Origin of the sequence: Massilia phyllosphaerae (genome assembly GCF_034659755.1) — a bacterium.
Classification (GTDB): domain Bacteria; phylum Pseudomonadota; class Gammaproteobacteria; order Burkholderiales; family Burkholderiaceae_D; genus Telluria; species Telluria phyllosphaerae.
In genome coordinates this window covers 961,127-986,636 of the sequence record NZ_JAXSQX010000002.1, presented here as the reverse complement: position 1 = coordinate 986,636, position 25,510 = coordinate 961,127, and the positions used below count along the sequence as shown (strand labels likewise).

15 protein-coding genes are annotated in these 25,510 nt (G+C 67.3%); 7 read left to right on the top strand and 8 right to left on the bottom strand.

Annotated features, from left to right (window positions below):
- Positions 1–30: 30 nt before the first annotated feature.
- Entirely contained in the window at positions 31–2,601 is a 2,571-nt protein-coding gene (locus tag U1H99_RS12390) for a hybrid sensor histidine kinase/response regulator (protein ID WP_323142037.1), read from the top strand.
- Here the strand turns inward: U1H99_RS12390 and U1H99_RS12385 are convergent, their stop codons facing one another.
- A complete protein-coding gene (locus U1H99_RS12385; RefSeq protein ID WP_323142036.1) occupies positions 2,602–5,709 on the bottom strand; it encodes a TonB-dependent receptor in 3,108 nt (1,035 codons plus the stop codon). It abuts the gene before it with no gap.
- 255 nt (positions 5,710–5,964) lie between these two features.
- Between U1H99_RS12385 and U1H99_RS12380 the strand changes: the two genes are divergently transcribed.
- A complete protein-coding gene (locus tag U1H99_RS12380) occupies positions 5,965–9,078 on the top strand; it encodes a beta-galactosidase (protein ID WP_323142035.1) in 3,114 nt (1,037 codons plus the stop codon).
- A gap of 55 nt (positions 9,079–9,133) precedes the next feature.
- Here the strand turns inward: U1H99_RS12380 and U1H99_RS12375 are convergent, their stop codons facing one another.
- On the bottom strand, positions 9,134–10,627 hold the full coding sequence (locus U1H99_RS12375; protein WP_323142034.1) for a GDSL-type esterase/lipase family protein: 1,494 nt from the start codon (positions 10,625–10,627) through the stop codon (positions 9,134–9,136).
- A gap of 226 nt (positions 10,628–10,853) precedes the next feature.
- Here U1H99_RS12375 and U1H99_RS12370 point away from each other — a divergent pair, with 226 nt between their 5' ends.
- The 3 genes from U1H99_RS12370 to U1H99_RS12360 are packed head-to-tail and all read left to right on the top strand — an operon-like array spanning position 10,854 to position 14,436.
- Positions 10,854–13,517 (top strand): glycoside hydrolase family 3 protein, encoded by a 2,664-nt coding sequence (locus U1H99_RS12370; RefSeq protein ID WP_323142033.1) that lies wholly within the window; start codon positions 10,854–10,856, stop codon positions 13,515–13,517.
- A 32-nt stretch (positions 13,518–13,549) separates the two neighbouring features.
- Complete coding sequence (locus U1H99_RS12365) at positions 13,550–13,957, top strand: alpha/beta hydrolase-fold protein (RefSeq protein WP_323142032.1); 408 nt, start codon at positions 13,550–13,552, stop codon at positions 13,955–13,957.
- A complete protein-coding gene (locus U1H99_RS12360; protein ID WP_323142110.1) occupies positions 13,954–14,436 on the top strand; it encodes an alpha/beta hydrolase in 483 nt (160 codons plus the stop codon). Before U1H99_RS12365 ends, U1H99_RS12360 begins: the two co-directional genes overlap by 4 nt.
- Here the strand turns inward: U1H99_RS12360 and U1H99_RS12355 are convergent.
- The 6 genes from U1H99_RS12355 to U1H99_RS12330 all read right to left on the bottom strand — a co-directional run bounded on the left by U1H99_RS12355 (position 14,405) and on the right by U1H99_RS12330 (position 21,511).
- On the bottom strand, positions 14,405–15,802 hold the full coding sequence (locus U1H99_RS12355) for an FGGY-family carbohydrate kinase (protein WP_323142031.1): 1,398 nt from the start codon (positions 15,800–15,802) through the stop codon (positions 14,405–14,407). The genes U1H99_RS12360 and U1H99_RS12355 overlap by 32 nt on opposite strands.
- The gene (locus U1H99_RS12350) at positions 15,799–16,809 is read right to left on the bottom strand and encodes an ABC transporter permease (RefSeq protein WP_375341610.1); all 1,011 of its coding nucleotides are present in this window, start codon (positions 16,807–16,809) and stop codon (positions 15,799–15,801) included. The genes U1H99_RS12355 and U1H99_RS12350 overlap by 4 nt, the downstream gene beginning before the upstream one ends.
- A gap of 37 nt (positions 16,810–16,846) precedes the next feature.
- Positions 16,847–17,839, bottom strand: a complete 993-nt coding sequence (locus tag U1H99_RS12345; protein WP_323142029.1) for an ABC transporter permease — start codon at positions 17,837–17,839, stop codon at positions 16,847–16,849.
- Entirely contained in the window at positions 17,836–19,407 is a 1,572-nt protein-coding gene (locus U1H99_RS12340; RefSeq protein ID WP_323142028.1) for a sugar ABC transporter ATP-binding protein, read from the bottom strand. The genes U1H99_RS12345 and U1H99_RS12340 overlap by 4 nt, the downstream gene beginning before the upstream one ends.
- A 182-nt stretch (positions 19,408–19,589) precedes the next feature.
- Positions 19,590–20,588, bottom strand: coding sequence for a rhamnose ABC transporter substrate-binding protein (rhaS, locus tag U1H99_RS12335; RefSeq protein ID WP_375341609.1), 999 nt, complete (start codon positions 20,586–20,588; stop codon positions 19,590–19,592).
- A 32-nt stretch (positions 20,589–20,620) separates the two neighbouring features.
- Entirely contained in the window at positions 20,621–21,511 is an 891-nt protein-coding gene (locus tag U1H99_RS12330) for a DeoR/GlpR family DNA-binding transcription regulator (RefSeq protein ID WP_323142026.1), read from the bottom strand.
- A gap of 333 nt (positions 21,512–21,844) precedes the next feature.
- Between U1H99_RS12330 and U1H99_RS12325 the strand changes: the two genes are divergently transcribed.
- Together U1H99_RS12325 and rhaI are read left to right on the top strand one after the other, a co-directional pair.
- A complete protein-coding gene (locus tag U1H99_RS12325) occupies positions 21,845–23,965 on the top strand; it encodes a bifunctional rhamnulose-1-phosphate aldolase/short-chain dehydrogenase (protein ID WP_323142025.1) in 2,121 nt (706 codons plus the stop codon).
- Between the two features lie 208 nt (positions 23,966–24,173).
- The gene (rhaI, locus tag U1H99_RS12320; RefSeq protein WP_323142024.1) at positions 24,174–25,472 is read left to right on the top strand and encodes an L-rhamnose catabolism isomerase; all 1,299 of its coding nucleotides are present in this window, start codon (positions 24,174–24,176) and stop codon (positions 25,470–25,472) included.
- Positions 25,473–25,510 lie beyond the last annotated feature (38 nt).

The window sequence follows — 25,510 nt, the reverse complement described above, 5'->3', positions numbered from 1 at the left end:
GCGGCATCTTTCAAACTGCTACGATACCCGATGCATCACCCTCCCCACGATAGCGGCGACCCCGGCGCCGCGCTGCCGAGGTCCACGGCAAGCCTCAACGCACAGTGGCGCGCTTTCCAGCTGAAGCTGGCGGACGAATTGAAATCGCTGCGCTCGCCCGAGGACATCGTGAGGACGGCAACCATGCTGCTCGCCGCCTATCTGAACGCGTCGCAGTCCTGGTACGCGGAGATCGGCGCCGACGGCGCGACTTTCCATACCCGTGGTGGCTGGTTCCCGCCCGCCATGCCGCCGATTCCCGCTACAGGACGCATCGCCGATTTCGGCCCCGAACTCGTCACGACCATGAGTGCGGGACAGGATTTCATCGTCGCCGATCTTGAAACCGATCCCAGGACCGCCGCTCATGCGCAGGACTACGCGCTGCTGCGGATCGGCGCCCTCCTGGTCGCGCCGCTGTTCAAGGAAGGGCGCTGGGTCGCCAACCTGAACGTCGCCACGCCGGGTCCGCGCCACTGGACCGAAGACGACGTGCTGGTCGTGCGCGACGTGGCCGAACGTACCTGGTCGGCCGTCGAAAGCGCGCTGGCGCAGGCGGCATTGCGCAAGGAGCGCGACCGCAGCCAGCACATCTTCGACACCATGACCGAAGGCTTCGTCTTCGTCGACGCCGACGAGGCGCTGGTGTATGTGAACGGCGCCGCCGCACGGATCGCCGGCGCCCCGCTCGCCGCCGTGCGCGAGCGCCGCTTCTGGGACGTCTTTCCGGACCTGATCGGCACCGACGTCGAGGCGCTGTACCGCCGCGTGCGCGCGGGCGGCGGGATGGAAGCGATGGAATACCATCGGATCGTCGAGGGCGGTGTGGCCGCCTGGATGGAAATCCGGATCTACCCGGCGCTCGACGACGGCTTGGCGGTCTTCTTCGGCGACATCACCGCGCGCAAGGAAACGATCCTCGCAACCCAGCAGGCGGAGGCCTACAAGACCATGCTGCTCGAGCTCGGCGACCGCTTGCGGGGCGTCGCCGACGATCCCGCGGCGATGATGCGCGTCGCCACCGAAGAGCTGGCGCGCATCCTCGACGTGCCGCGCGTCGGCTACGTCAGCATGGACGAGGCGGTCGAATACGGCGTCGTCGGCCACAACTACAATGACCTCAGCCGCGTGCCCGATCTGCCGGCGCGCCGCGAGCGGCTGGATGACTACGGACTCGACCTGGCCGCGGACCTGCGCGCGGGACGGGTCATGCGGGTCACCGACCTGGTCGCCGATGCGCGGACGGCCGGGGCGGCGGCGCGGGCCCACGCCGAGATCGGTGCGCGCGCATCGATCGCGGCGCCGATCCAGGTCGGCGGCAAAACCGTGGCCTTCATGTTCGCCCATAACGACGAACCGCGCACATGGACCGATGCCGACGTCGAGCTGATGCGCCAGACGGCTGCGCGCACCTGGGAAGCCGTGACGCGGGCGCGCGCGGCGCTGGCGCTGCGCGAAAACGACAGGCGCAAGGACGAATTCCTGGCGATGCTGGCGCATGAACTGCGCAATCCGCTGGCGCCGATCAGCTCGGCGGCCGAGCTGTTGCGCCTGGGACGCCTGGATGCCGAACGGGTGGGGCTTACCAGCGCCATCATCTCGCGCCAGGTCAAGCACATGGTGGGCTTGATCGACGACCTGCTCGACGTGTCGCGCGTCACGCGCGGCCTGGTGACGCTCGACCTGCAGGAGATCGATGCCAGGACGGTCGTCGCCGCGGCCGTCGAGCAGGTCAAGCCGCTGATCGAGGCGCGCGCCCACCGTCTGACGGTCGGGGTGACGCCGCAGCCGGCGCCTGTCAACGGCGACCTCAAACGGCTGGTGCAGTGCCTCGCCAACGGCCTGGCCAATGCGGCCAAGTACACGCCGGAAGGCGGCGCGATCGCCGTCGAACTGCAGGCGGCCGAGCGCGAGGTCGTGATCACGGTCAGCGACAACGGCATCGGCATGACGGCAGACGTGCTGGCCCACGCATTCGCACTGTTCGTCCAGGCCGAGCGTGCGTCCGACCGTTCCCAGGGTGGCCTGGGCATCGGGCTGGCGCTGGTCAAGCGCCTGGTCGAGCTGCATGGCGGGACGATCGCGCTGCACAGTGCCGGGCTGGGGCAGGGCAGCCGGTTCGTCCTCACCTTGCCGCGCTCGGCCGGCCAGGACAGCCCGCTGGCCGACCTGCCGCCGGCGCCGTCGCCGGGCTCGCCCGGCAGGCGCTTGAAGATCATGGTGGTGGACGACAATGTCGATGCGGCCGAGGTGCTGGCGGCGCTGTGCCGCCTCCTCGGCCATGAGGTCGTCGTCGAGGCGTCGTCGGCGCGGGCGCTGGTGCGGGCCCGGAGCGAGCGGCCGGATGCCTGCCTGATCGACATCGGCTTGCCGGACATGAACGGCAACGAGCTGGCGCGGCGATTGCGCAGCCAGCCCGAAACGGCGCGCACGGCCCTGGCCGCGGTGACCGGCTATGGCCAGGAACAGGACCGCGCCGCCGCCAGGGAGGCCGGCTTCGACGAGTACTTCGTCAAGCCGGTCGACGTCGACCGGATCGCCGCATTCCTGGCCCGCAGCTGACTAGTACTTGTAGTTCAGGCCGACCACGTAGGACCGCCCCGAATGCACGTACAGCAGAGTGTCGTTGCGCTGGGTATCGCGTCCGTAGCGCAGCGGCGTGTCGGTCAGGTTCTGGCCTTCCAGCGACAAGCGCAGCGCCGGCGTCAGGTTGTACGACAGGCTCATGTCGATGTTGGTCGAACCGTCGACGATCGTGTAGTCGTGGCCGCTCACGTCGCCCAGCACCGCCAGGATGTACTTGGAGCGGTGTGCCGACGAGACGCGCGCGCTGAACTTCGCATCCTCGTAATACAGCGTGAGGTTGTGGGTGCGCGGCGACAGGCCGGTGAAGTCGGCCACTTGGGTCAGCTGCTCGTTGGCCGGCGTGGCCGGGTTGTCGACGCGGGTGATGTAGGTGATCTTCGACTTGACCCGGGTCGCATTCGCCAGCAGGCCGAAGTTGCTCCATATGCCGGGCAGGAAGCTGAACGGGGCCTGCAGGTTGAATTCATAGCCCTTGAGCGGGCCGCCGGCCGTGTTGACCTTGCGGCTGACGTTGACCTCGGTGGTCGGCAGGGTCTGGCAGATCGGCGCGCCGGTCAGCGAGCAGCCGTTCAGGATCAGGAGTTCGTTCGGCAGGCCGAGCGTGTTGTAGGGCACGCGTTCGTTGACGGTCTGGATGAAGCTCTTGATGTCCTTGCGGAAGTGGCCGAGCGAGACCATCGCGTTCTTGGCGTAATACCATTCGGCCTGCAGGTCGTAGGTATTGGCGCGGATCGGGTCCAGGTTCGGGTTGCCGATCGAGACCGATTGCGAAATCGGCGACACGGTCGCGTTCGGCGCCAGGTCGGTGTACTCGGGGCGCGACAGCGTCTTGCCCGCCGAGAAGCGCAGAAACACGTCCTTCGGCAGCTGGGCGGTCAGGTTGAGCGCCGGCAGCCAGTCGCGGTATTTCTTGGTGCCGCTGTTGGGCTGCAGCTGGCCCTGCACGTTGATCAGGGCCATCGACGTGGCCTTGGTCTCGGCGCCACGCACGCCGACGTTGCCGCGCCAGGCGATGTTCCACAAATCGTAGTTGAAGTCGACCATGCCGTACAGCGCGTCGATCTTTTCCTCGACCCCGCGGTTGGTCTGGGCCAGCACGTTGTATTCCGAGCCCGGCACCGCCGCGCAATGGCATTCGATGTTGACCACGCCGAGGAACTTGTTGAGGTCGACCGCGGTCCAGGATGACGGCACGCCGGAGCCGCCCAGGCCTGAACCGAAGCCGCTGATCTGGCGCGAGATGTCGGCCATGCTCACGCCGGCCGGCAGCGGCAGGCCGTTGGCGCTGTTGCCGATCTCGTAGTTGGTCCAGCTGTTCTTGCGCTTCGAGATGCCGAAGTGGGTGCGGATGTTGTCGTTCAGTTCCCAGTGCAGGTTGGCGGCGTGGGTCTGCAGTTTGTTGGTGGTGTCCAGGTAGCGGCCGACGAACATGCCGCGCACGTTGCCGGCGGCGTCCTGGTTGTTGAACTGGAAGTTGTTCGGGTTGCTGACGTCGATGCCGAAGTTCAGCGTCGGCACGTTGCGGTTGTCGCGGAAGTCCCACGAAAAGCCGTTCACGTTCGGGGCGTCGAACTGCACGGTGGCGCGCATCGGCTCGTTCAGACCGGATTTCGAGGTGCCGGTCATGAAGTCGAGCTTGAGCGTGTCGCTGAACTTGTGGCTGCCGGACAGCACGTGCTGGCGGAACTTGGTCGTGTACACGTCGAGCAAGCCTTCCGAACGCACGTCGACGCCGTTGAAGCGGCCGTAGTCCCAGCTGCCGTTGTCGTTGAAGTGGGCGTCCAGGATCGAGGTCTGCGGCTTGCCGTTCGATCCCAGGTTGCGCCCGAACGAGACCGCCGAGATGTAGTTGTCGTAGCGCTTGTTGGCGAACTTGCCGTACATGAGGTCGAGATTCAGTTCGCTGTCCGCATTGCGCCACTGGTAGCTGTTGGTGATGCCGGTGCGCTCGTAATCGGTCTGCGAGCGGCGGTAGCGCGGGATGCGCGGGTGGAAGGCGCCCGAGCCGGCGGCCGGGTTGGCGACCGTGCCGCCGAAGTTGTCGGTGCGGCCCATCACCGCGTTGTAGGCTGTTGGGTCGGTGGCGCGCGGCATGCCGCTGCCGCACATGGTGGGGGTGATGCCCTTGATCGGATCGCTGGCCGGGTTCTGGCGCGCCGCGCCCACCGGCGAGCAGAAGCCGCCGTCGTTGCTGGCGCTGAGGATCTCGACCGCTTCATAACCTTCCTCGGTGGCGCGCCGTTTGGAGAACGCGCCCGACAGCAGCACGCCGACCTTGCCGTAGGCGGTGTCCCAGCGATCGGAGAACAGCGCCGTGACGCGCGGCTGGGTCTTGCCGGTCAGCGCGTTGTGCATTTCCTGGCCGCCGATGCTGAAGGTGCGGCCCTTGAAGTCGAACGGGCGCGCGGTGCGCAGGTCGACTGTGGCGCCGAGCGAGCCTTCCTCGACCGCCGCTTCCGAGGTCTTGCGCACTTCCAGGCTGTTGAACAGTTCCGACGCGAACACCGAAAAGTCGAAGCCGCGGCCGCGGTTGGTGCTGCCGTTGATGTCGGACGCGCCGGTCGCCGCCACGCCCTCGATGCCGTTGATGCGCACGCGCGTAAAACCGGCGTTCAGGCCGCGCACCGTGATCTGCTTGCCCTCGCCGCCGTCGCCGCGCGCAAGGGCGACGCCCGGCACGCGCTGCAGCGACTCGGCCAGGTTGGCATCGGGGAACTTGGCGATGTCTTCGGCCTTGATCACGTCGACGATGCCGTCGGAATTCTTCTTGGTGTTCAGGGCGCTGTTCAGGCTGGCGCGGAAGCCGGTCACGTTAACCACGTTCTCGGGCCGGCCGCCGGCCTGGGCCAGGCCCTGCGGCTGCGCCTGGGGCGGGGCGCCGTCGTTCGGCGGCCCGGCGTTTACCTGCCTGGCCTGGTCGGCCTGGCTTGCTTCGTTGCCTGGTGGCGCCTGGTCGGCCTGGGCGGCGCTCTGCTGGGCGTGGGCGTGGGCATTGGCCTGCAGGCCGGCCAGCATGGCGAGCACGCCGAGGCTGACCAGGGTGCGCCGCTGGCGTGGACGTGCGAAGGTGCTTGTGTTGTTCATTGTTCGATGTCTCCGTTTTTATAGTGTGGGTCGGTACGAACGGGGCGCCGCCGGGGCGCGCTTGCTGGGCAAGGTCGGTCGGGCTGTCCGGCCCGTATTGACGCTGTCGATGGTAGCGCCATCGCGCGGCGAGGGATGGTAACGCTACCTTGTAGACCGTTAATAATCATGTTGTTGAGCGCTTGCATGGCATTTCAACAACACATCGCTCATCGCGGTGACAATACGGGCACAACACCAACAGGAGACCAACCGGTGACCCATTCCACGCCGCCCCGTTCGCCCGCGCGTATCGACTCCCTGGCGCCCGCCCTTGTCCTCGCCCTTGCGCTTGCCGCCGGCGCTTGTGGGGCGCAGGAGCTGGGCATTCCGCAGGCGTCCGATGCGACGGCGGTCAAGGCTGCGCCCGTTGCAGCAAGCACTGCAGCTGCAGCCGCAGCGCCCACCGCCGTGCGCGGCACACCGCGGCAGGTCAGCTGGGACCAGTACTCGCTGAAGGTCGACGGAAAGCGCATCGTGGTCTGGTCGGGCGAGATCCATCCGTTCCGCCTGCCCAATCCCTCGCTGTGGCGCGACGTGATCCAGAAGATGAAGGCGCTCGGCTTCAACGGCGTCTCGTTCTATTTCGATTGGGCCTACCATTCGCCCAAGCCCGGCGTCTACGATTTCAGCGGCGTGCGCGACATGGACCGCCTGCTGCGCATCGCCGAGGAAGAGGGGATGTACGTGATCGCGCGGCCCGGCCCGTACGTGAACGCCGAGCTGTCCGGCGGCGGCTTCCCCGGCTGGATGTTCCGCAACAAGGCCGAGGCGCGCACCGACGATCCGGTCTACCTGGCCGCGGCCGACGAGTGGCTGGGCCAGATCAATGCCATCATCGCGCGCCACCAGGTCACCAACGGCGGCGGCAGCGTGATCGCCTACCAGCTCGAAAACGAACTGGGCAAGGTCGAACCCAAGCATGCGCGCGCGATGGCGCACCTGGCCGCCAAGGCGCGCGCGGACGGCATCAGCGTACCGATGTTCCATAACGCGGCCGGGCGCCTGCCCGACTGGGCGCCCAAGGATTCCAAAGCCGCCTGGGCCAACCCCGGCCCGACCGAGCTGTACGCCTTTGACGGCTACCCGGGCGGCACCTGCAACGTGCACGCCGATCCGTCCGGCCCCAACCGCGCGCCGGACTGGGGTATCTATGGCAAGCCGGGTCCGAAGGCCGGCTCGCTGACTTCCCCGAACACGCCCGGCTTTGCCGCCGAACTGGGTTCCGGCTGGTTCGACTACTGGGGCTCGAACGGCACCTACAATTGCACCGCCGAGCGCCAGGGCAAGGGCTACCAGCGGGTGTTCTACGGTACCGACCTGATCAACCGCATCACCATCCACAACCTGTACATGGCGTTCGGTGGCACCTCCTGGGGCTGGCTGCCGGGGCCGATCGTGTACACCTCCTACGACTACGGTGCGCCGATCTCGGAAGACCGCGGCTTGCGGCCCAAGGCGCTGGCGCTCAAGCAGCAGGGCATGTTGGTGCAGGCAGCCGAACCGGTGCTGGCGCAGATGGACAAGGGGCCGGAGATCAGGACCTCGTCGCCGAAGGTGCGCGTCTACCACAACGTCAACGCGGCGCTCGGCGGTCACGTGCTGTTTGCCGTGCACCAGCCGTCCGACCTGCTGAGCGACGACCGTTTCAGTTTCGACCTGACGACGCGCGACGGCAGCTACACGCTGGCTGCGCGCCTGAACGGCCAGGATGCCAAGATGCTGCTGGCCGACGTCGACCTGCAGCGCCAGCACCTGGTGTATTCGACGTCGGAGCTGCAGGCGCACCTGCCGAACGGCGAGCGCGATATCGTGCTGCTGCAGGGCCGCGACGGCGAAACCGGAGAAACCGTACTGCGTTATGCAGGGGCGCCCAAGGTTGAGGTGCTGGCCGGGCGCGTGACCTCGACCTTCGATGCGGCCAGGGGCGACCTGAAGCTGGGTTACACCCACGAGGGCCTGGCGCGCGTGCGCATCACGGGCGGTGGCCGCGCGCCGCTGCTTCTGCTGCTGGCCGACGAAAAGACCAGCACGCGCTTCTGGAGCGCCAGGATTGAGAGCAAGGACGGAGGCGCGGGGCGCATGCTGCAGCTGGGCGGCGCGCTGCTGCGCTCGGCCCATATCGAAGGCGGCCGCCTGGCGCTGACCGGCGACACCACCGAGGACGGTACATTGGAGGTGTGGGCGCCCGCCGCGACTTCGGTCAGCTTCAACGGCGCGCCACTGGCCACCAGCGCCCAGCCGGACGGCAGCCTGCGCACGGGCACGCTCAAGGGACCGGAGGCCATCAGGCTGCCGGACCTGGCCACGCTGGCCTGGAGCCGCCGCATGGACAGCCCGGAAGCGCAACCCGGCTTCGACGACAGCGCGTGGATCAAAGCGGACCATCGCGGTTCGGCCGCCCAGACCTGGACCCTGCCCGAGCGCGGCCAGCCGACGCTGGCGATGAGCGACTACGGCTTCCACCACGGCGACGTCTGGTACCGCGGCCGCGCCGAGATCGCGGCCGGAGGCGGGTTGGCTCCCAAATACGAGCTGGACCTGTTCTATGGCGGCGGTGGCGGCGGCATGCTGCAGGTCTGGATCGACGGCCGCTTCGCCGGCCAGCACGAACTCGATACCGGCCGCGCCTTTCCCGAGACCACCGACAGCGTCAAGCTGCAACTGGGCGCGCTGTCACCCGGCGCGCATACGATCGCCGTCATGGTGCGCAACAATTCGCACAACTGGGACCTGATGGCCGACGATGCCCACCGCGAGGCGCGTGGGTTGATCGCGGCGTCGCTGTCGGTCCGTGGCGGCCAGCGCTTCGGCGTGCCGATCGCGTGGCGCATCCAGGGCACCCGCAGTGGCGAAGACGGCAGCGACAAGCTGCGCGGCCCGCTCAACAACGGCGGCTTGTACGGCGAGCGCGAAGGCTGGCACCTGCCGTCGGCTTCCAGGACCGGCTGGACCGCGGCCCAGCCCGGCGCCGCGCCGCCGGCGGCCGGCACCTACTGGCTGCGCACGCAGGTCAAGCTCGACCTGCCGAAGGGCCACGACGTCCAGCTCGGCCTTGCCTTCGGCGATACTTCCAAGCCCCGATCCGATCGCGACAACCGCGCGCTCATCTTCATCAACGGCTGGAACATGGGCCAGTTTGCCGCCAACATCGGACCGCAGCGCGTGTTCGTCATCCCGCCCGGTATCCTCGATCCGAACGGCGACAACACGATTGCGCTGGCGGTCACCACCGACGGCAAGCCGGAGAACGCGCTGGAGCCGGTGAAGCTGGTGACAATGCGCGCGGCACGCGGCGGCGTGCCGCTCGAGGTCTTGTCGCAGCGCTGAGCCGCCAAGGTGCCCCCGCGTCTTGCATGCATGGGCGCCAATCTGGATGCAGCGCTTAGCGTGCCGTGGTCGCCGTCACGGCGCTCCGTGCCAGCCAGCCGCTCACCGCATTCGCCGCCGCCACGCCCATCGCCTGATAGCCGGCCCGGTTCGGGTGCAGATAATCGCCGGCGCTGCCCTCGCTGTTCGGCACATAGGGCGCCAGCAGCGTGCCGGTGGCTGGGTCGGTGGTGACAGCGTCGAAATCGGCGGTGGCGTCGAACAGGCCGCTGTTCAGGATGAAGCGGTTCAGTGTCCGGCGGTAGGCGTCGGTCTGGGCGTTGCCGTATTGCGCCGCCAGCGTCGGCGACACCGCCGCCAGCGGACTGTTGGCCGGTACCTGGCCGCTCGGCACGTAGCTGGAGGTGATCGTCGCGCCGATCACGCCGAGTCCAGCGCTGCGCAGGCTGGCCGCTACCTGGCGGTAGCCGGCGATGACCGGCGGCGGCGTCAGCTGGCCGCCGCCGAGGTCGTTGATGCCCTCGAGCCAGACCACCAGGTTCGCGCCCGACAGGCCGATCACGTCGCGCGCTACGCGCTGGGTGGCCGGCTGGCCGGTACGCAGCGCCACCACGCCGTTGCCGCCGATGCCGGCATTCACCACGCTGACCTTGGCGCCCAGGCGCTTGTGCAGCTGGCGCGCCATCACGTTGGCCCAGCGGTCGTTGCCGTTCAGCGTGGAAAAGGTGCCGTCGGTGATCGAGTCGCCGAAAGCCACCACCACCAGCGTGTCGCGCGGTACCAGCACGTCGACTTCGCTGACGAAGAACCAGGAGGTGGTCGAATAGGGGAAGGCGATGTCGTCCTCGGCCAGCACCTGGTCGCCGGCATTCGGCGCACTGATATAAGAGGTGGTGAAGGCGCTCCCATGGTAGCTGGCCGGCCCGGTGGCGCCGTCGACGGCGAAGCTGATCGCCAGGTTGCGGCCGGCGAAGCGGTCGGCGTCGGCGTCGGACACGAAAGGCAGCGCTACCGGATCGCTGAACACCTGCTGGCCGGGCGGGATCGTGACGCTGGTGTTGCCGCGGAAGCGCAGCGGCACGCTGGTGCCGCGCGCGATGTTGGCCTGGAAGGCTTGCAGCGCCACCGCGGCGTGGCTGAAGGTCAGGGGACGGGTGCCGAACACGTTCGAGAAGCGCACGCGTATCGTATGGGCCCACAGGTCGGGCTTGACGATCATGCGGAAGGTCTGGTTACTGGCGCCGTTGACGGTGGCGTTGGGCAGCGCGAAGCTGAGGTCGGGCTGCGGGTCGAAACCGGGTACCGCGGCGCCTTGCGGCGTGGTCGGCGCCACGTAGGCCGACTGGATCGAGGTCGCCCATGTCGCGGCCCACTTGCTGCTGCCGCCATTGCTGTGGTTGAGGTCGTCGGCCTGGGCGAGTCCGCCGGCGAGCAGGCTGGCCAGCCCCGCCGCCAGAATCAGTGCCCGTCGTGTCGGGTTCCAGGCTTCCTGCTCACAAGCGAAGGCCAGCCGCGGCAGCAGCCGGCGCATCCAGTTCAGCGTTCGCATCGTCGTCTCCATCGCGCTGGGCGCGTGTCGTTGGTTTGGAAGGCCACTTCAACAAAACGGACTGTGGGCGTCAACCGCTGTGCATGGCCCGATTGACGGTGCTCATGCAGACTGCATTCCCGGCGTTAGCGATAACATCGGGCCATTTCCGTGTTAGCATTCCTTCGCATCAACAGAATGCACAACTCAGGTTGTTAGCGATAACAAGAGAACACGGAGACACAAGATGACAAGATCCGATTCCCCGGCTCCGGGCGCCCGGCGCGTACTGGTATTTGCGCTGGCCGCGGCACTGCTGCCGGCCGGCGCCGGCCTGGCGCAGCAAGTGCCGGCCGCCTGCCAGGCCGCATCCTGCGGCTGGCTCGACCCACAGCGTGCGCCGGAAGCGCGCGCCGACGACCTGGTGGCGCGCATGACCCTCGAAGAAAAGGCCGCCCAGCTCGGCAACGCCGCACCCGCCATCCCCCGCCTCGGCGTCCCGGCCTACAACTGGTGGAACGAAGGCCTGCACGGGGTGGCGCGCGCCGGTTACGCCACCGTGTTCCCGCAGGCGGTCGGCATGGCGGCCACCTGGGACCCGGCACTGATGCGGCAAACGGGCGACGTCATCGCCACCGAATTCCGCGCCAAGTACCTGCAAAACCGCGCGCCCGACGGCGGCGCCGAGTGGTACCGCGGCCTGACCGTATGGTCGCCCAACATCAATATCTTCCGCGACCCGCGCTGGGGCCGCGGCCAGGAAACCTATGGCGAAGACCCGTTCCTGACGTCGCGCATGGCGATCGGCTTCATCGACGGCCTGCAGGGCGGCGACCCGGCCGTGTTCAAGACCATCGCCACCGCCAAGCACTTCGCCGTGCACAGCGGCCCGGAATCGAACCGCCACCGCGAGGATGTGCATCCGTCCGCCCACGATCTCGAAGACACCTATCTGCCGGCCTTCCGCGCCACGGTCACCGAGGGCAAGGTGCAATCGGTCATGTGCGCCTACAACGCGGTGAACGGCATTCCGGCCTGCGCCAGCGATGACCTTATGGAGAAGACGCTGCGCCAGGCCTGGGGCTTCAAGGGCTTCGTGGTCTCGGATTGCGGCGGCGCCGCCAACATCTACCGTCCCGACAGCCTGCACTACACCCGCACCCCGGAAGAAGCAGTGGCGGTCGGCTTCAAGGCCGGCATGGACCTGATCTGCGGCGACTACCGCAACGGCATGACGACCGAGGCCGGACCGATCGTCAGGTCGGTGCGCCAGGGGCTGCTGCCGCAAGCCGTGGTCGACCGCGCGCTGGTGCGCCTGTTCACGGGACGCATCCGGCTCGGCATGTTCGATCCGCAGCCGGCTTTCGCCAGCATCCGCGCGGACGACTACGACACCCCGGCGCACCGTGCCGTGGCCTTGAAGATGGCGCAGGAATCGATGGTGCTGCTGAAGAACGACGGCTTGCTGCCGTTGAAGCAGGCGCCGCGCACCATCGCCGTGATCGGACCGAACGCCGACAGCGACGATGCTCTGGTCGGCAACTACAATGGCCAGCCATCGCATCCGGTAACGGTCCTGGCCGGTATCCGTGCCCGCTATCCCGACGCCAAGGTGATCTACGCAGAGGGTTCCGGCCTGGCCGGCCCGGCCGAGCCGGCGGTGCCCGCCACCGCCTTCTGTGCCGACGCCGCTTGCCGCACGCCCGGCCTGAACGCCGAGCACTTCTCGGGCACGGCGCCGGAAGGCACACCGACACTGAAACGGATCGAATCAGCGGCCCGCGTCGAATGGCAGGACGGCAAGCGCAACACGGCGCTGCGCTGGAGCGGTTACCTGAAGGCACCGGCAAGCGGCACCTACCGGCTGCGCTTTGTCACCAGCGGCGCTTATCGCATGTGGCTCGACGGCAAAACGATCGTGGATGCCTGGGACGTCACCGATTCGCCGTCGATCGATTACGGCAAGGTCGACCTCAAGGCGGGTCAGGTTTATCCGATCCGCATCGAGGCGGTGCAGAAGGGCGCGCGCGGCAACCAGAAGCTGGTCTGGAGTCCGCCGATCGACAGCGGCCGCGAAGCGGTCGACGCCGCCGCACGGGCCGACCTGGTGGTGTTCGTCGGCGGCCTGAACGCCAACCTGGAAGGCGAGGAACTCAAGCTGCAGGTGCCGGGCTTCGCCGGCGGCGACCGTACCAGCCTGGACTTGCCGGCGCCGCAGCAGCAATTGCTGGAATGCGTCACGGCGGTTGGCAAGCCGACGGTACTGGTGCTGATGAGCGGCAGCGCGCTGGCGGTCAACTGGGCCGACAAGCACCTGCCCGCGATCGTGCAGGCCTGGTATCCGGGCGGCGAGGGCGGGCACGCGGTGGCGGGCCTGATCGCCGGCGACTACAGCCCGGCCGGCCGCCTGCCGGTGACCTTCTACAAATCGGCCGACCAGCTGCCGCCATTCCCCGACTACCGCATGGAAGGCCGCACCTACCGCTACTTCCGCGGCGAGCCGTTGTACCCCTTCGGCCACGGCTTGAGCTACACCCGGTTCGACTACCGCACGCCGGCGCTGGCGGCAGCCGCGGTCGCGGCCGGCCAGCCGGCAAGCGTGACGGTGGAGGTGGCCAACAGCGGCGCGCGCGACGGCGACGAGGTGGTGCAGCTGTACCTGGCCAAGCCGGGCGATCCGGCCAACCCGACCCTGGCCGGCTTCAGCCGCGTGCACCTGGCGGCCGGTGCCAGCGCCAAGGTGAGCCTGGCGCTCGATGCGCGCGCGCTGTCCTCGGTCGATGCCGCCGGCAAGCGCCGCGTGGTCCCCGGCGTCTACACGCTGTACCTCGGCGGCGGCCAGCCGCGCCATGCGAAGACGGTGTCGGCGCGCCTCACCGTCACCGGCGCCGCGGCCGAGCTGCCGCGCTGAGCCGGGCATGCATGGATCATCAGGAGACTTCGATGGGCAAACGTTTATTGGTGGTGCTGGCGGCGGTATCCGGCCTCTGGCTGGCGCCCGCCGCTCAGGCAGCGGCGCAGGCCGAATACAAGCAGTTCGTGTTGAACAATACCCGGATCGTGCCGCTGCAGTCCAAGGCGGGCCGCAAGTACGAGCTGGTGGTGGTCCTGCCGTCGGGCTACGCGGCCAGTCCGGGTAAAACCTATCCGGTGCTGTACTACCTCGACGCCTACTGGGACACGCCGCTGCTGGTATCCACCTACGGCAACCTGATCTACGATAACCGGGCGCCCGAGTTCATCATGGTCGGCTTGTCCTACCCGGCGGGCACGGACTACGACGTCGAGCGGCGCAAGGACTACACGATCACCGCCACGGATGCGAACTCAGGCAAGGCCGACGCCTTCTGAGCTTCATCACGCAGGAAGTAGCGCCGCTGGTCGAGTCGCGCTTCCGCGGCGACAAGACCGGGCGCGTGATCGGCGGCAGTTCGCTCGGTGGACTGTTCGCGATCGCGGCGGCCTACAAGGCGCCCGGCTTCTTCGCCGGCCACGTCGCGATCAGCCCGGCGGCCGGCTGGAACCAGGGCGCGCTGGCGAAGCTCGACGAGCAGTACGCCCGCACGCACAAGTCGCTGCCGGCGCGCATGTTCATCTCCTACGGCGGCGACGAGTATGCCGGCTTCCGCGAGCCGATCGTGGCGTTCCAGCGACAGCTGGCCACTCGCAACTACAGTGGCCTGGCGCTGCGGAACTACCGCATGGAAGGGCTCGACCATACGAGCGTGAAGGGCGACGGCTACGTGCGCGGGCTGGACTGGGTGTGGCAGCCGCGCCGGCCTGCCGGCCCGAGTGGGCTCACGCGGGCAATGACGCAGCAGGCTCAGTGAGGTTCAGGGCCTGGTGCCAGCGTTGGCGGTATGCCGACAGCCCCGCCACCGCGCGCGGCCCGATCGCGCTGCTCGCCCCCGGCGGTACGCCGTCGCGGTAGCGCAGCATCCAGCCGCCGCAAGTAGTGCCGCTGGCATCGTCCGAGTAGCTCACGGTCTGGTGCGGACGCAGGCTGGCCAGCAGCGGCCCGAACCAGGGGTTGGCGGTAAAGCTACCCTCGACCGCGAGCGGGCCGGTCGCGCGCAGCGCATCGAGGCAGTAATCGGTCATCAGCACGCAATACAGGGTCGCCAGCGCGTAGCGTTCGCGCCCGTCGCGCGGCGGCGGACCCTCGATGGCGCCGCTGCGGCCGGCGAACGGGCCGCCGGTGGCGGCGAAGCAGGGCAGGGCCAGCGTCCCCCGGCGCACCAGGCGCTCGATGTCCTCGATGGCGCAGGGTTCGACCACGGCGCCGGCCAGTTCGGCGAACTCGCGTCCGCCCATGAAGCGCATGCAGGCCACCGGCTGGCCGAGCGCATTCGTGTTGGCCAGCATGTCGGCGTCTTCGCGCAAGCCGTCCAGGGCGACGCCGAAGGCGGCGGCGATCATCCAGGTGCCGGTCGACAGCACCGTGCGCGGACCGGCGCGCTCGTCCTGCGCCAGGTAGCGCAGCAGCGAGGCATTGCTGTCGTGGATGCCGGACAGCACCTGGCAGCCGCGCGGCAGGCCGGTGGCGTCGGCCACTTCGGCGCGCAGCGTGCCGAGCGAGGCCGAAGCCGGCGCCAGCGGCGGCATCAGCTTGCGCCAGCCCATGCGCTCGACCAGCGACGAATACTGTTGGGTGCGTGGATTCCACAGGTCGGTGTGGCAGCCGAGCGAGGTCGCTTCGCCGGCGGCGGCCCCGCCCAGGCGCCAGGCCCAGTATTGCGGGTACATCAGGATGTGGCGGGTACGGGCGAATTCCGCCGGATAGGTCTGCTGCAGCCAGGCCAGCTGGCGGCCCAGGTTCAGGCCCGCCGGCAGGTCGGGCGAGCAGGTCTCGGCAAAAGTCGGGCGTACCGTGTAGTCGACGCCGGGTAGCCGGGCTTCGTAGTCGAGCACCGGCAACACCAGGCCGTCGCGGTCGACCAGCGCCGCGGTGGCGCCGTGCGTGACCGGCACGATGGCGGAGACCTCGGCCAGGCCGGCGAAGCCGCGGCAGGTCGCCAGCAGCCACTGCCACAGGCCTTCGGTGTCGTGGTGCGGATAGGGGCCGTCGGCCAGGACCGCGTTCGGGCGGCGCTGTTCGGCCAGCACCCGCCCGCCGGCGTCGATCAGCGCCAGCTTGGCGTTGGTCTTGCCGATGTCGAGGACGATCAGGGCGTCCGGCTTGATGGCGTCGTTCATTTGCCGACCCGGCGTGCCCGCAGCAGGCGCGGCAGGGCGATCGTCGCCAGCAGCAGCACGCCGACCACGATGGTCATGTAGATGCCCGGGATGTTCGCCAGCGACATGCCGTAGGTGGCCACGCCCAGCGTCAGGATCGCGAGCAGCACGCCGCCGATGGTGCCGGCGCCGCCGGCGATGCTGACGCCGCCCAGGATCACCATCGTGATCACTTCCAGTTCCCAGCCGGTGGCGATGTTGGGACGGGTGGAGCCGATGCGGCCGGTCAGGAAGAAGGCGGCCAGGCCGGCCATGGCGCCGGTCAGCACGAACAGCGCCAGGCGGTAGCGGTCGACCGCGATGCCGGAGAAGCGCGCTGCGTCCGGGTTGTTACCGATCGCGAAGATGCGGCGGCCCCAGGACGTCGCGTGCAGCACGAAGGCGAACAGCGCCGCGAAGGCCAGCAGCACCACGAATTCGCGCGGCACGATGCCGAAGAAGTAGCCCTGGCCCCAGTCGGCCATCAGCTGCGGGTAGCCGGTAAAGGCCTTGTCGCCCAGGACCACGCTGGCCAGTCCGCGGAACAGCGAGACGGTGCCGATGGTGACCACGATCGAGGGCAGGCCGAAACGCGTGACCAGCACGCCGTTGAGCAGGCCGCAGGCGCAGCCCGCCGCCAGTGCCACCAGCACCAGGGTCGCCGGCGGAAAGCCGGCCTGCATCGCCAGCCCCATGGCCACCGAGGACAGCGCCAGCGTGCCGGCCACCGATATGTCGATCTCGCGGCAGATGATCAGGAGCGCCATCGGCAGCGCGATCAGCGCCTTTTCGCTGAAGTTCTGGGTACCGTCCAGCAGGTTGTAGAGGTCGAGGAAGTGCGGCAGCACGATGCTGTTGACCGTGAAGACCACGATCAGGAGCAGGGCGAGCAGGGTCTCCCAGCGTCCCAGGACGCTCTTGAGCTTGACGGCTTCGCGGTCGAGGATGGTATAGCGCGAGGTCGGTTTGTTCGACTGCGGGGTCGGCATGGCGGTGGTGTTCACGCGGTCTCCTGTTGTAGTTATATTAGTGCGCGGCCGGTTCGAGCTGGTTCTTGTGCAGCGGCAGGATCTGGCGGCTGCCCTTGCGGCCGCCGCGGGCGTTCACCAGCACCGCCGCCAGGATCACCAGGCCGGTCAGGGCGCTCTGCCAGAACGGCGACACCTGCAGCACCGGCAGCGCGTTGCCGATGACGGTCAGGAACAGCGCGCCGAGCAGGGCGCCGGTCACGGAGCCGACGCCGCCGGCGATGCTGACGCCGCCGATCACGCAGGCCGCGATCACGGTGAACTCGAAGCCGTAGGCGACTTCGGTGTAGGCCACCGCGTAGCGCGCCACCCACAGGTAGCCGCACAGGCCGGCCACCAGTCCGGACAGGCCGTAGGTCCAGAGCAGGCGCCGCGCGGTCGGGATGCCGATGTAGCCGGCGCACTGCGGCGCATTCCCGATCGCGAACAGGTCGCGCCCGAAGCGGGTGAAGCGCGCGATGAACAGGAACAGCGCGAACGCGGCGACGGCGATCCAGACCAGGTGCGGCAGGCCGAACAGGCGCGTGAGCGGAAACGCGATGAACTCGGCCGGCATCTGGTGCGCCGAGACCCAGGTCCCGCCCGACAGCACGAATACCAGGCCGCGGTACACGCTCATGGTGCCGAGCGTGATGACGATCGGCGGCAAGCCGAGGTAGCCGATCAGCCAGCCGTTGACCAGGCCCAGCACCAGGCCGGTGACGGCCGCCATCAGCACCACCGCGAACAGCGGCGCCTCCGGATGGTGCGAGGCCAGCATCGCCGCGACCATGCCGGACAGCGCCAGGTTCGCCGCCACCGACAGGTCGACGCCGCGCGTGACGACCACCAGCATCTGGGCCAGCGCCAGCATCACCAGCAGGGTGCTGTCGGTGACCAGGTTGGCCAGCGAGGGCGCGCTCAGGAACACCGGGGCCTTGATGCCGACTGCCAGCACCAGCGCCACGACCATCAGGGCGAGCAGGGGCTCGCGTTGAAACAGGGATTTCATGCTGCGTTTTCCTCTCGTTGCGCGGATGCCAGTTCGATGCCCGATGCCGCGGCCACCACGATTTCCGGCGTCGCCTCGGCGCGTTCGAACACGCGCCGTACATGCCCGTGCTGCATCACGACCACGCGGTCGGCCAGGCCCAGCACTTCCGGCAGTTCGGACGACACCAGGATCACCGACAGACCGCGCGTCACCAGTTCGCTGATGAAGCGGTGCACCGCGGCCTTGGAGCCGATGTCGATGCCCTTGGTCGGCTCGTCCAGGATGATCACTTTGGGATCGGTCGCCAGCCATTTGCCCAGCACCACCTTCTGCTGGTTGCCGCCGGAAAGTTCGGACACGTGCTGGGTCAGGTGGCTCGCCTTCAGTTCCAGCTGCTCGGCGAAGTGGCGCGCGATCTGCGTTTCGTGGTTACGGTGCCCGCGCAGGAAGAAGCCAATCTTGGACAGGATCGGCAGCGAGATGTTCTGCTGGATCGGCATCGTCAGGTGGGCGCCGTGGTGCTGGCGGTCTTCCGGCACGTAGGCGATGCCGTGCGCGATGGCCTGGCTCGGCGTCGAGATGGCGACCGGCTTGCCCTCGAGGCGCACGCTGCCGGTCACGCCGGGCGTCATCCCGAAGATCGCCTGCATCACTTCCGAGCGGCCGGCGCCGACCAGGCCGTAGAAACCGAGGATCTCGCCGCGGCGCAGCGTGAAACTCACCTTGTCGAATTCGGTCGGGTGGCACAGCTGGTCCACTTCCAGCAGCGGACCGCCGATCTCGGCCTGCGCCTTCGGGTAGGCATCGTTGACGGCGCGGCCGACCATCAGCGCGACCAGCTCGGCCTCGGTGATGGCGGACAGCGCGCCGTCGGCCACGAACTTCCCGTCGCGCAGCACGGTGTAGCGGTCGGCCACTTCGAAGATTTCGTCGAACTTGTGCGAGATGAAGATGACGGCGGTGCCGGCGGCCTTGAGCTGGGCGATGATGCGGTACAGCTCGCGGATCTCGCGCTGCGACAGCGCGGCGGTCGGCTCGTCCATGATCACCACGCGCGCCTCCTGCGACAACGCGCGCGCGATCTCGACGAAGTGGCGCTGCGCCACCGACAAGTCTTTTACGCGCGCGCGCACTGGCAGCGCCACTTCCAGGCGCGCGAACAGGGCTTCCGCTTCGGCCTCGATGCGCCGCCAGTCGATGCGGCCGCCGGCGCGGGTCGGCTGGCGGCCGACGTAGATGTTCTCGGCCACCGAGAGTTCGTCGAACATCACGGTTTCCTGGTGCACGGCGGTGATCCCGGCCTGCATGGCTTCCTGCGGGCTTTTCAGCACCACCGGTTTGCCGTCGAGGAGGATGCTGCCGGCGTCGGGCTGGTAGATGCCGGTCAGGGTTTTCACCATGGTCGACTTGCCGGCGCCGTTCTCGCCGACCAAGGCCATGACTTCGCCGGCGCGGATGGTGAGGCCGACGTCGTTGAGGGCGTGGATGCCGTTGAAGCGCTTGCTGATGCCGGTCAGTTCGAGGACGGGTGGGGCGGCCGAAGAATCGGCGTACGCCGGCGTGATTGGGGCTTGGGTGACGGGCATAATTTAAGCAGACAAAGTGATTTTCCCGTTAGCAGAGAAACCGTCGTCCCTGCGAAGGCAGGGACCCAAGTTGGACGAGTCAACGCGGCGCCGAGAACTTGGGCCCCTGCCTGAGCAGGGGCGACGGCTTACTGCCAACACTTATCGATGCAGCGCCGCGGCACATTCGCCGCGGCAAACCATCAGAACATCTTCGCAAACTTCTCGACGTTCTCTGCGTTGTAAGTGAACGGCGGTCCCAGCGCCGCTTCGCCCTTGTCGTCCAGCGTCACCTGGCCCAGGCGGCCGACCGACACCGGCGTGCCCGCCTTGGCCGCGGCCTTGCCGGTCACGAACTGGTCGGCCGCAAAGGTGGCGGCGTAGCCCAGGTCGATCGGATTCCAGATCGCGAATTCCTTGACCGCGCCGCTCTTGACGTGGCCGGCCATCTCGGATGGCAGCCCGAGGCCGGTCACGTAGACCTTGCCGACCAGGTGCTCGTCGACCACCGCCTTGCTGGCGGCGACGATGCCGACCGTGGTCGGGGCGATGATCGCCTTCAGGTTCGGGTGGCTGCGCAGCAGGCCGATCGCTTCGCGGTAGCTCTTGTCCGACTGGTCGTCGCCGTAGACGGTGGCGACCAGCTTGACCTTGGCGTACTCCGGCTTTTGCAGCACCTGCTTCATCACGCCGATCCAGATGTTCTGGTTGGTGGCCTGGGCCGAGGCCGACAGGATCGCGACTTCGCCGCCGCCGCTGCCCATCGAGCTGGCCGCCATCTGGATCTGCTTCTCGCCGATCAGTTCCGCGTTGGACGGGTTCAGCTGCATCTGGCGGCCTTCCGGCGCCAGGCCCGAATCGAAGGAAATCACCTTGATCCCGCGCTGCATCGCCTTCTTCGCGATCGGCACCAGCGCGTTCGGGTCGTTGGCCGAGATGACGATCGCATCGACCTTTTGGCTGATCAGCGAGTTGATGATCTCGATCTGCCCTTCGGCGCTGGGCGTGGTCGGGCCGGTGTAGATCACCTCGACGTTGCCGAGCTGCTTGGCCGCTTCGTCGGCACCCGCGTGGGCGGCGTCGAAGAAACCGTTGCCGAGGTTTTTCACGACCATCGCGATGCGGGTTTTCTCGGGCTTCTTGTCGCACCCGGATAAAGTGCCAACTGCCCCGACGACAACGCCGGCGGCGGCGGCAACCATCAGGAGACGCTTGATCTTGTTATGCTTGATGCTCAATGCGATGTCTCCGTCTGGAAGATGGCGGCCGTCTGCAGGTCGTACGCGGGGTTCGACTGCAGGTCGTAGGCATGATTGAAGTGCGGCGCGCACAGGGCCGGGGCGGCCGCATCGGGCGCCACGGTGACGACGTTGACGCCGTATTGTTCGAGCAGCTGTACGGCGCTGTCGGAGGCGTTGGTGTCGGTGATGACGGTGGCCACGCGGTCCAGGCCGCACAGGATCAGGCCGGCCTTCTTGGCGAACTTGGAGCTGTCGGCCAGCACCACCAGTTCCTCGGCCTGGCTGATCAGGCGCTTCTCGGCCTGGATCAGCAGCGGGTCGGCTTCCATCAGGCCCAGCAGCGACAGGCCATACACGCTCATGAACATCTTGCTGGCGTAGTGGTGCTGGGTGATGTCGTTGTCGAAGGGCGACAGGATCACGTTCTGCTCGCGATACACCTTGCCGCCCGGGACGATGATCTCGTTCTCGCTCGAGACCAGCAACCGCTCCGCCATCAGGAAGGAGTTCGTGAGGATCTTCAGCTGTTTATCGGCCAGGAACTCGGCCATCATGAAGGTGGTGGTGCCACCGTTGATGATGATCGTTTCGCCGTCCACGCACATCGACGCCGCCTGGCGCGCGATGGCACGCTTGCGCGCCGCGTAGCACTGGATGTTGTTCTGGAAGGTTTCGCTCGACAGCGCGAACTGGCGCTTTTTAGGGAGCAGGTTTTCTGCGCCGCCGCGGGTGCGGGTGAGCAGGTTGCGGGCTGCGAGCCAGCTGATGTCGCGCCGGACTGTCGCCGGGGACGCGTTGAGCCATTCGACAAGCTGTTGCACCGTCGCTGTCTGGTGTTCGGCCAGCAGCTTGAGCAAACGCTTGCGGCGTTTGTGATTCACCATGTTGTCTCCTCCTGTTGCCGTCTGTTTTGTATTGCGGCTCGCTAAAGTCATGCCGAAAAGGAATGCTTTGCGTCGTTAAAGATTAATCAGACTACAAGGGCGAGTCAATCACCAATTGCTCAAGCCGTTGATTATTTCTACGACGCGTCGCATCAAAATGCGCAATCCAATCAAGCAAATGATTAATTCAGACTTGGTCAGGAAGTTGACTGTTTCTGAGTTGACACTGATTACCCCGTGATTTCTACTTGTCCGGGTTGCCAGGGACGCTTCTTACCAGAGGGCGCTGGCCAGGGATGTCGAGCTTTCACTAATCAATAACGGAGACTGTCAATGAGCACACCTAGCGAAACCAAGCCGAAGGAACCGATCGCCTCACGCTGGAATGATCAACTCGCGGCCGGGATGAGCGAACCGGAACTGCTGCTGTACCGTTCGAACCTGCTGGGTTCGGACCTGCGCATCACCAACTTCGGAGGCGGCAACACCTCCGCCAAGATCATGATGGAAGATCCGCTCAGCGGCGGCCAGGTCGAGGTCCTGTGGGTCAAGGGCTCGGGCGGCGACCTCGGCTCGATCAAGCTGGACGGCTTCTCGACGCTGTACATGGACAAGCTCAACGCGCTCAAGGGGCGCTATCGCGGTCTCGAACTCGAAGACGAGATGGTCGCCTACCTGCCGCACTGCACCTTCAACCTGAATCCGCGCGCGGCCTCGATCGACACCCCGCTGCACGCCTACATCGCGCGCAAGCACGTCGACCACATGCACCCGGATTCGGTGATCGCGATCGCCGCCTGCAAGAACAGCGAAGCGATCACCCAGCGCGTGTTCGAGGGAGAACTGGGCTGGCTGCCGTGGCAGCGTCCCGGCTACGACCTGGGCCTGAAACTGGAAAAGCTGTCGCAGGAACAGCCGAACCTGAAGGGCATCATCCTCGAAGGCCACGGCCTGTTTACCTGGGGCGACGACGCCAAGTCGTGCTACGAGACCACGCTGCAGATGATCAAGCGCGCCGAGGACTGGCTGAACGCGAACATCAAGCAGCCGGTGTTCGGTGGCCAGAAATACCAGCCGCTGCCGGCGGAGGAGCGCGCCGCCGTCGCCGCCCGCCTGATGCCGCTCCTGCGCGGCAAGATCAGCAAGACCGAATACAAGCTGGGCCACTTCGACGACAGCGATGCCGTGCTGGAATTCGTCGGCAGCGCCGACCTGGGCCCGCTGGCGCTGCTGGGCACCTCGTGCCCGGACCACTTCCTGCGCACCAAGATCCGCCCGATGGTGCTGGACTTCGATCCGACCGCACCAGATCGTGACAAATTCGTGGACAAGCTGGTCGCCGGCCTGGACGACGGCCTGGAAGCCTACCGCGCCGACTACACCGCCTATTACGAGCGCAGCAAGCGTGACAATTCGCCGAAAATCCGCGACGCCAACCCGATCATCTACCTGATCCCGGGCGTGGGCATGCTGTCGTTTGCGAAAGACAAGGCCACCGCGCGCATCGCCGGCGAGTTCTACGTCAACGCCATCAACGTGATGCGCGGCGCGAACGGCGTCGACACCTATGTCGGCCTGCCGGAACAGGAAGCCTTCGACATCGAATACTGGCTGCTCGAAGAAGCCAAGCTGCAGCGCATGCCCAAGCCGAAGAGCCTGGGCGGCCGCATCGCCCTCGTCACCGGCGGCGCCGGCGGCATCGGCCAGGCGGTCGCACGCCAGATGCTGCAGGAAGGCGCCTGCGTGATGCTGACCGACATCGACGCCGAAGCGCTGGAACAGGCCAAGGCCGACCTGGTCAAGGTCGGCGGCAAGGACAGCGTCGCCATCGTGCAGGCGAACATCACCAGCGAACAGGAGGTGGCCGCCATCTTCGGCAGCACCGCGCTGCGCTTCGGCGGCGTCGACATCCTGGTCTCGAACGCCGGCATCGCGTCGGCCGCGCCGCTGGATGAAACCACCCTCGACATCTGGAAGCGCAACCAGGACATCCTGGTCACCGGCTACTTCCTGGCCAGCCGCGCCGCCTTCCAGATGCTCAAGCAGCAAGGACTGGGCGGCAGCATGGTGTTCGTCGGCTCGAAGAACGGCCTGGTGGCATCCGCAGGCGCCTCGGCCTACTGCACCGCCAAGGCGGCCGAGCTGCACCTGGCCCGCTGCGTCGCGCTGGAAGGCGCCGAGTTCGGCATCCGCGTCAACGTGGTGAATCCGGACGCCGTGATCCGCGGCTCGCGCATCTGGGACGGCAAGTGGAAGGAAGAGCGCGCCGCCTCGAACAAGATCGGCACCGACGACGTCGAGGAGTTCTACCGCAAGCGTTCGATGCTCAAGCGCAGCGTGCTGCCCGAGGATATCGCCGAAGCCGTGTACTTCCTGGCCAGCGACAAGGCGGGCAAGAGCACCGGCAACGTGCTGAACGTCGATGCCGGCAACGCCGCCGCATTTACGCGCTGATTGCGCAGCGATTTGGTATTGCAATCGCGCCAGGCTGATGTTAAGTTGTCACGCTTAACTGATATATCAGATAGGTAGGGTGGGCACCCTGTGCCCACGTGCGACATTTGCGTGATGCCGGCTTCCGCGTGGGCACGTAGTGCCCACCCTACGAACGATACTTATAAATAAGCAGTCGCCGGCACACCGGCACACGAAGGAGACGAGAATGAACGGGAATCTGATCGACGCGGGCCTGGTGGCCGAACACAACGACAAACTGGCTGCGCAGGTGCAGGCGGACTATGAGGCACTGGGTGGCATGCTGGCGCGCCGCGGCCAGGACATCGACAGGCTGACCGCGCTGGCGCAGGCGTTCACGGTCGCCGTCCCGAGCTGGGGCGTGGGCACCGGCGGCACCCGTTTCGCGCGCTTCGCCGGCCGTGGCGAGCCGCGCAACGTGTTCGAAAAACTGGAAGACTGCGCCGTCATCAACCAGCTGACCCAGGCCACGCCGGCCGTGTCGCTGCACTTCCCGTGGGATAAGGTCACGGACGCCGGCGAACTGCGCGAGAAGGGCGCCGCACTCGGCCTGGGTTTCGACGCCGTCAACTCGAACACCTTTTCGGACGCCCCGAACCAGGAACTGAGCTACAAGTTCGGCAGCCTGACCGCGACCAACGCCGCCGTGCGCGCCCAGGCCGTGGCCCACAACATCGAGTGCATCGAGATCGGCCGGGCGATCGGCTCCAAGGCGCTGACCGTCTGGGTCGGCGACGGCGCCAACTTCCCGGGACAGCACAACCTGCGCGGCGCGCTCGAGCGCTACCTGGAGAGCATGCGCCAGGTGGTTGATGCGCTCCCGGAGGACTGGAACATCTTCATCGAGCACAAGCTGTTCGAGCCGGCGTTCTACGCCACCACCATCGCCGACTGGGGCACCAGCTTCGCCGCCGCCACCGCCCTGGGACCGAAGGCCAAGTGCCTGGTCGACCTCGGCCACCATGCGCCGAACACCAACATCGAAATGATCGTCGCCCGCCTTGCGCAGTTCGGCAAGCTCGGCGGCTTCCACTTCAACGACAGCAAGTACGGCGACGACGACCTGGACTCCGGTTCGATCAATCCATTCCAGCTGTTCCTGGTCTTTAACGAGCTGGCCGACGCCGCCGAACGCGAAGGCAGCGCCTTCAAGCCGGCCTACATGCTGGACCAGTCGCACAACGTGACCGACCCGATCGAAAGCCTGATGAACAGCGCCGTCGAAGTCCAGCGCGCCTACATCCAGTCGGCCCTGGTCGACCGTGCCGCGCTGGCCGAGCACCAGCAGAACAACGACGCCATGCAGGCGGCGGCGACGCTGAAGCATGCGTTCCGTACCGACGTCAGCGCGATCCTGGCAATGGCGCGCATGCGCGCGGGCGGGGCGGCGGATCCGGTGGCGTGCTATCGCAACAGCGGTTATCGCGACCGCGTGGCAAGTGGCAGGCCGGCCAAGGCGGGGGCTAGCAGTAGCGGGATTGTCTAAAGCGCGCAAGCCGTCGGGCGAGAAACCGTCGCCTGCAG

Bases quoted from the DNA above. Each gene is read 5' to 3' on its own strand.
- U1H99_RS12355 (WP_323142031.1), bottom strand. From the start codon at position 15,802: ATGAACGACGCCATCAAGCCGGACGCCCTGATCGTCCTCGACATCGGC.
- U1H99_RS12345 (WP_323142029.1), bottom strand. From the start codon at position 17,839: ATGAAATCCCTGTTTCAACGCGAGCCCCTGCTCGCCCTGATGGTCGTG.
- U1H99_RS12325 (WP_323142025.1), top strand. From the start codon at position 21,845: ATGAGCACACCTAGCGAAACCAAGCCGAAGGAACCGATCGCCTCACGC.
- U1H99_RS12340 (WP_323142028.1), bottom strand. From the start codon at position 19,407: ATGCCCGTCACCCAAGCCCCAATCACGCCGGCGTACGCCGATTCTTCG.
- U1H99_RS12385 (WP_323142036.1), bottom strand. From the start codon at position 5,709: ATGAACAACACAAGCACCTTCGCACGTCCACGCCAGCGGCGCACCCTG.
- U1H99_RS12390 (WP_323142037.1), top strand. From the start codon at position 31: ATGCATCACCCTCCCCACGATAGCGGCGACCCCGGCGCCGCGCTGCCG.
- rhaS (WP_375341609.1), bottom strand. From the start codon at position 20,588: ATGGTTGCCGCCGCCGCCGGCGTTGTCGTCGGGGCAGTTGGCACTTTA.
- U1H99_RS12375 (WP_323142034.1), bottom strand. From the start codon at position 10,627: ATGCGAACGCTGAACTGGATGCGCCGGCTGCTGCCGCGGCTGGCCTTC.
- U1H99_RS12330 (WP_323142026.1), bottom strand. From the start codon at position 21,511: ATGGTGAATCACAAACGCCGCAAGCGTTTGCTCAAGCTGCTGGCCGAA.
- U1H99_RS12370 (WP_323142033.1), top strand. From the start codon at position 10,854: ATGACAAGATCCGATTCCCCGGCTCCGGGCGCCCGGCGCGTACTGGTA.
- U1H99_RS12365 (WP_323142032.1), top strand. From the start codon at position 13,550: ATGGGCAAACGTTTATTGGTGGTGCTGGCGGCGGTATCCGGCCTCTGG.
- rhaI (WP_323142024.1), top strand. From the start codon at position 24,174: ATGAACGGGAATCTGATCGACGCGGGCCTGGTGGCCGAACACAACGAC.
- U1H99_RS12350 (WP_375341610.1), bottom strand. From the start codon at position 16,809: ATGCCGACCCCGCAGTCGAACAAACCGACCTCGCGCTATACCATCCTC.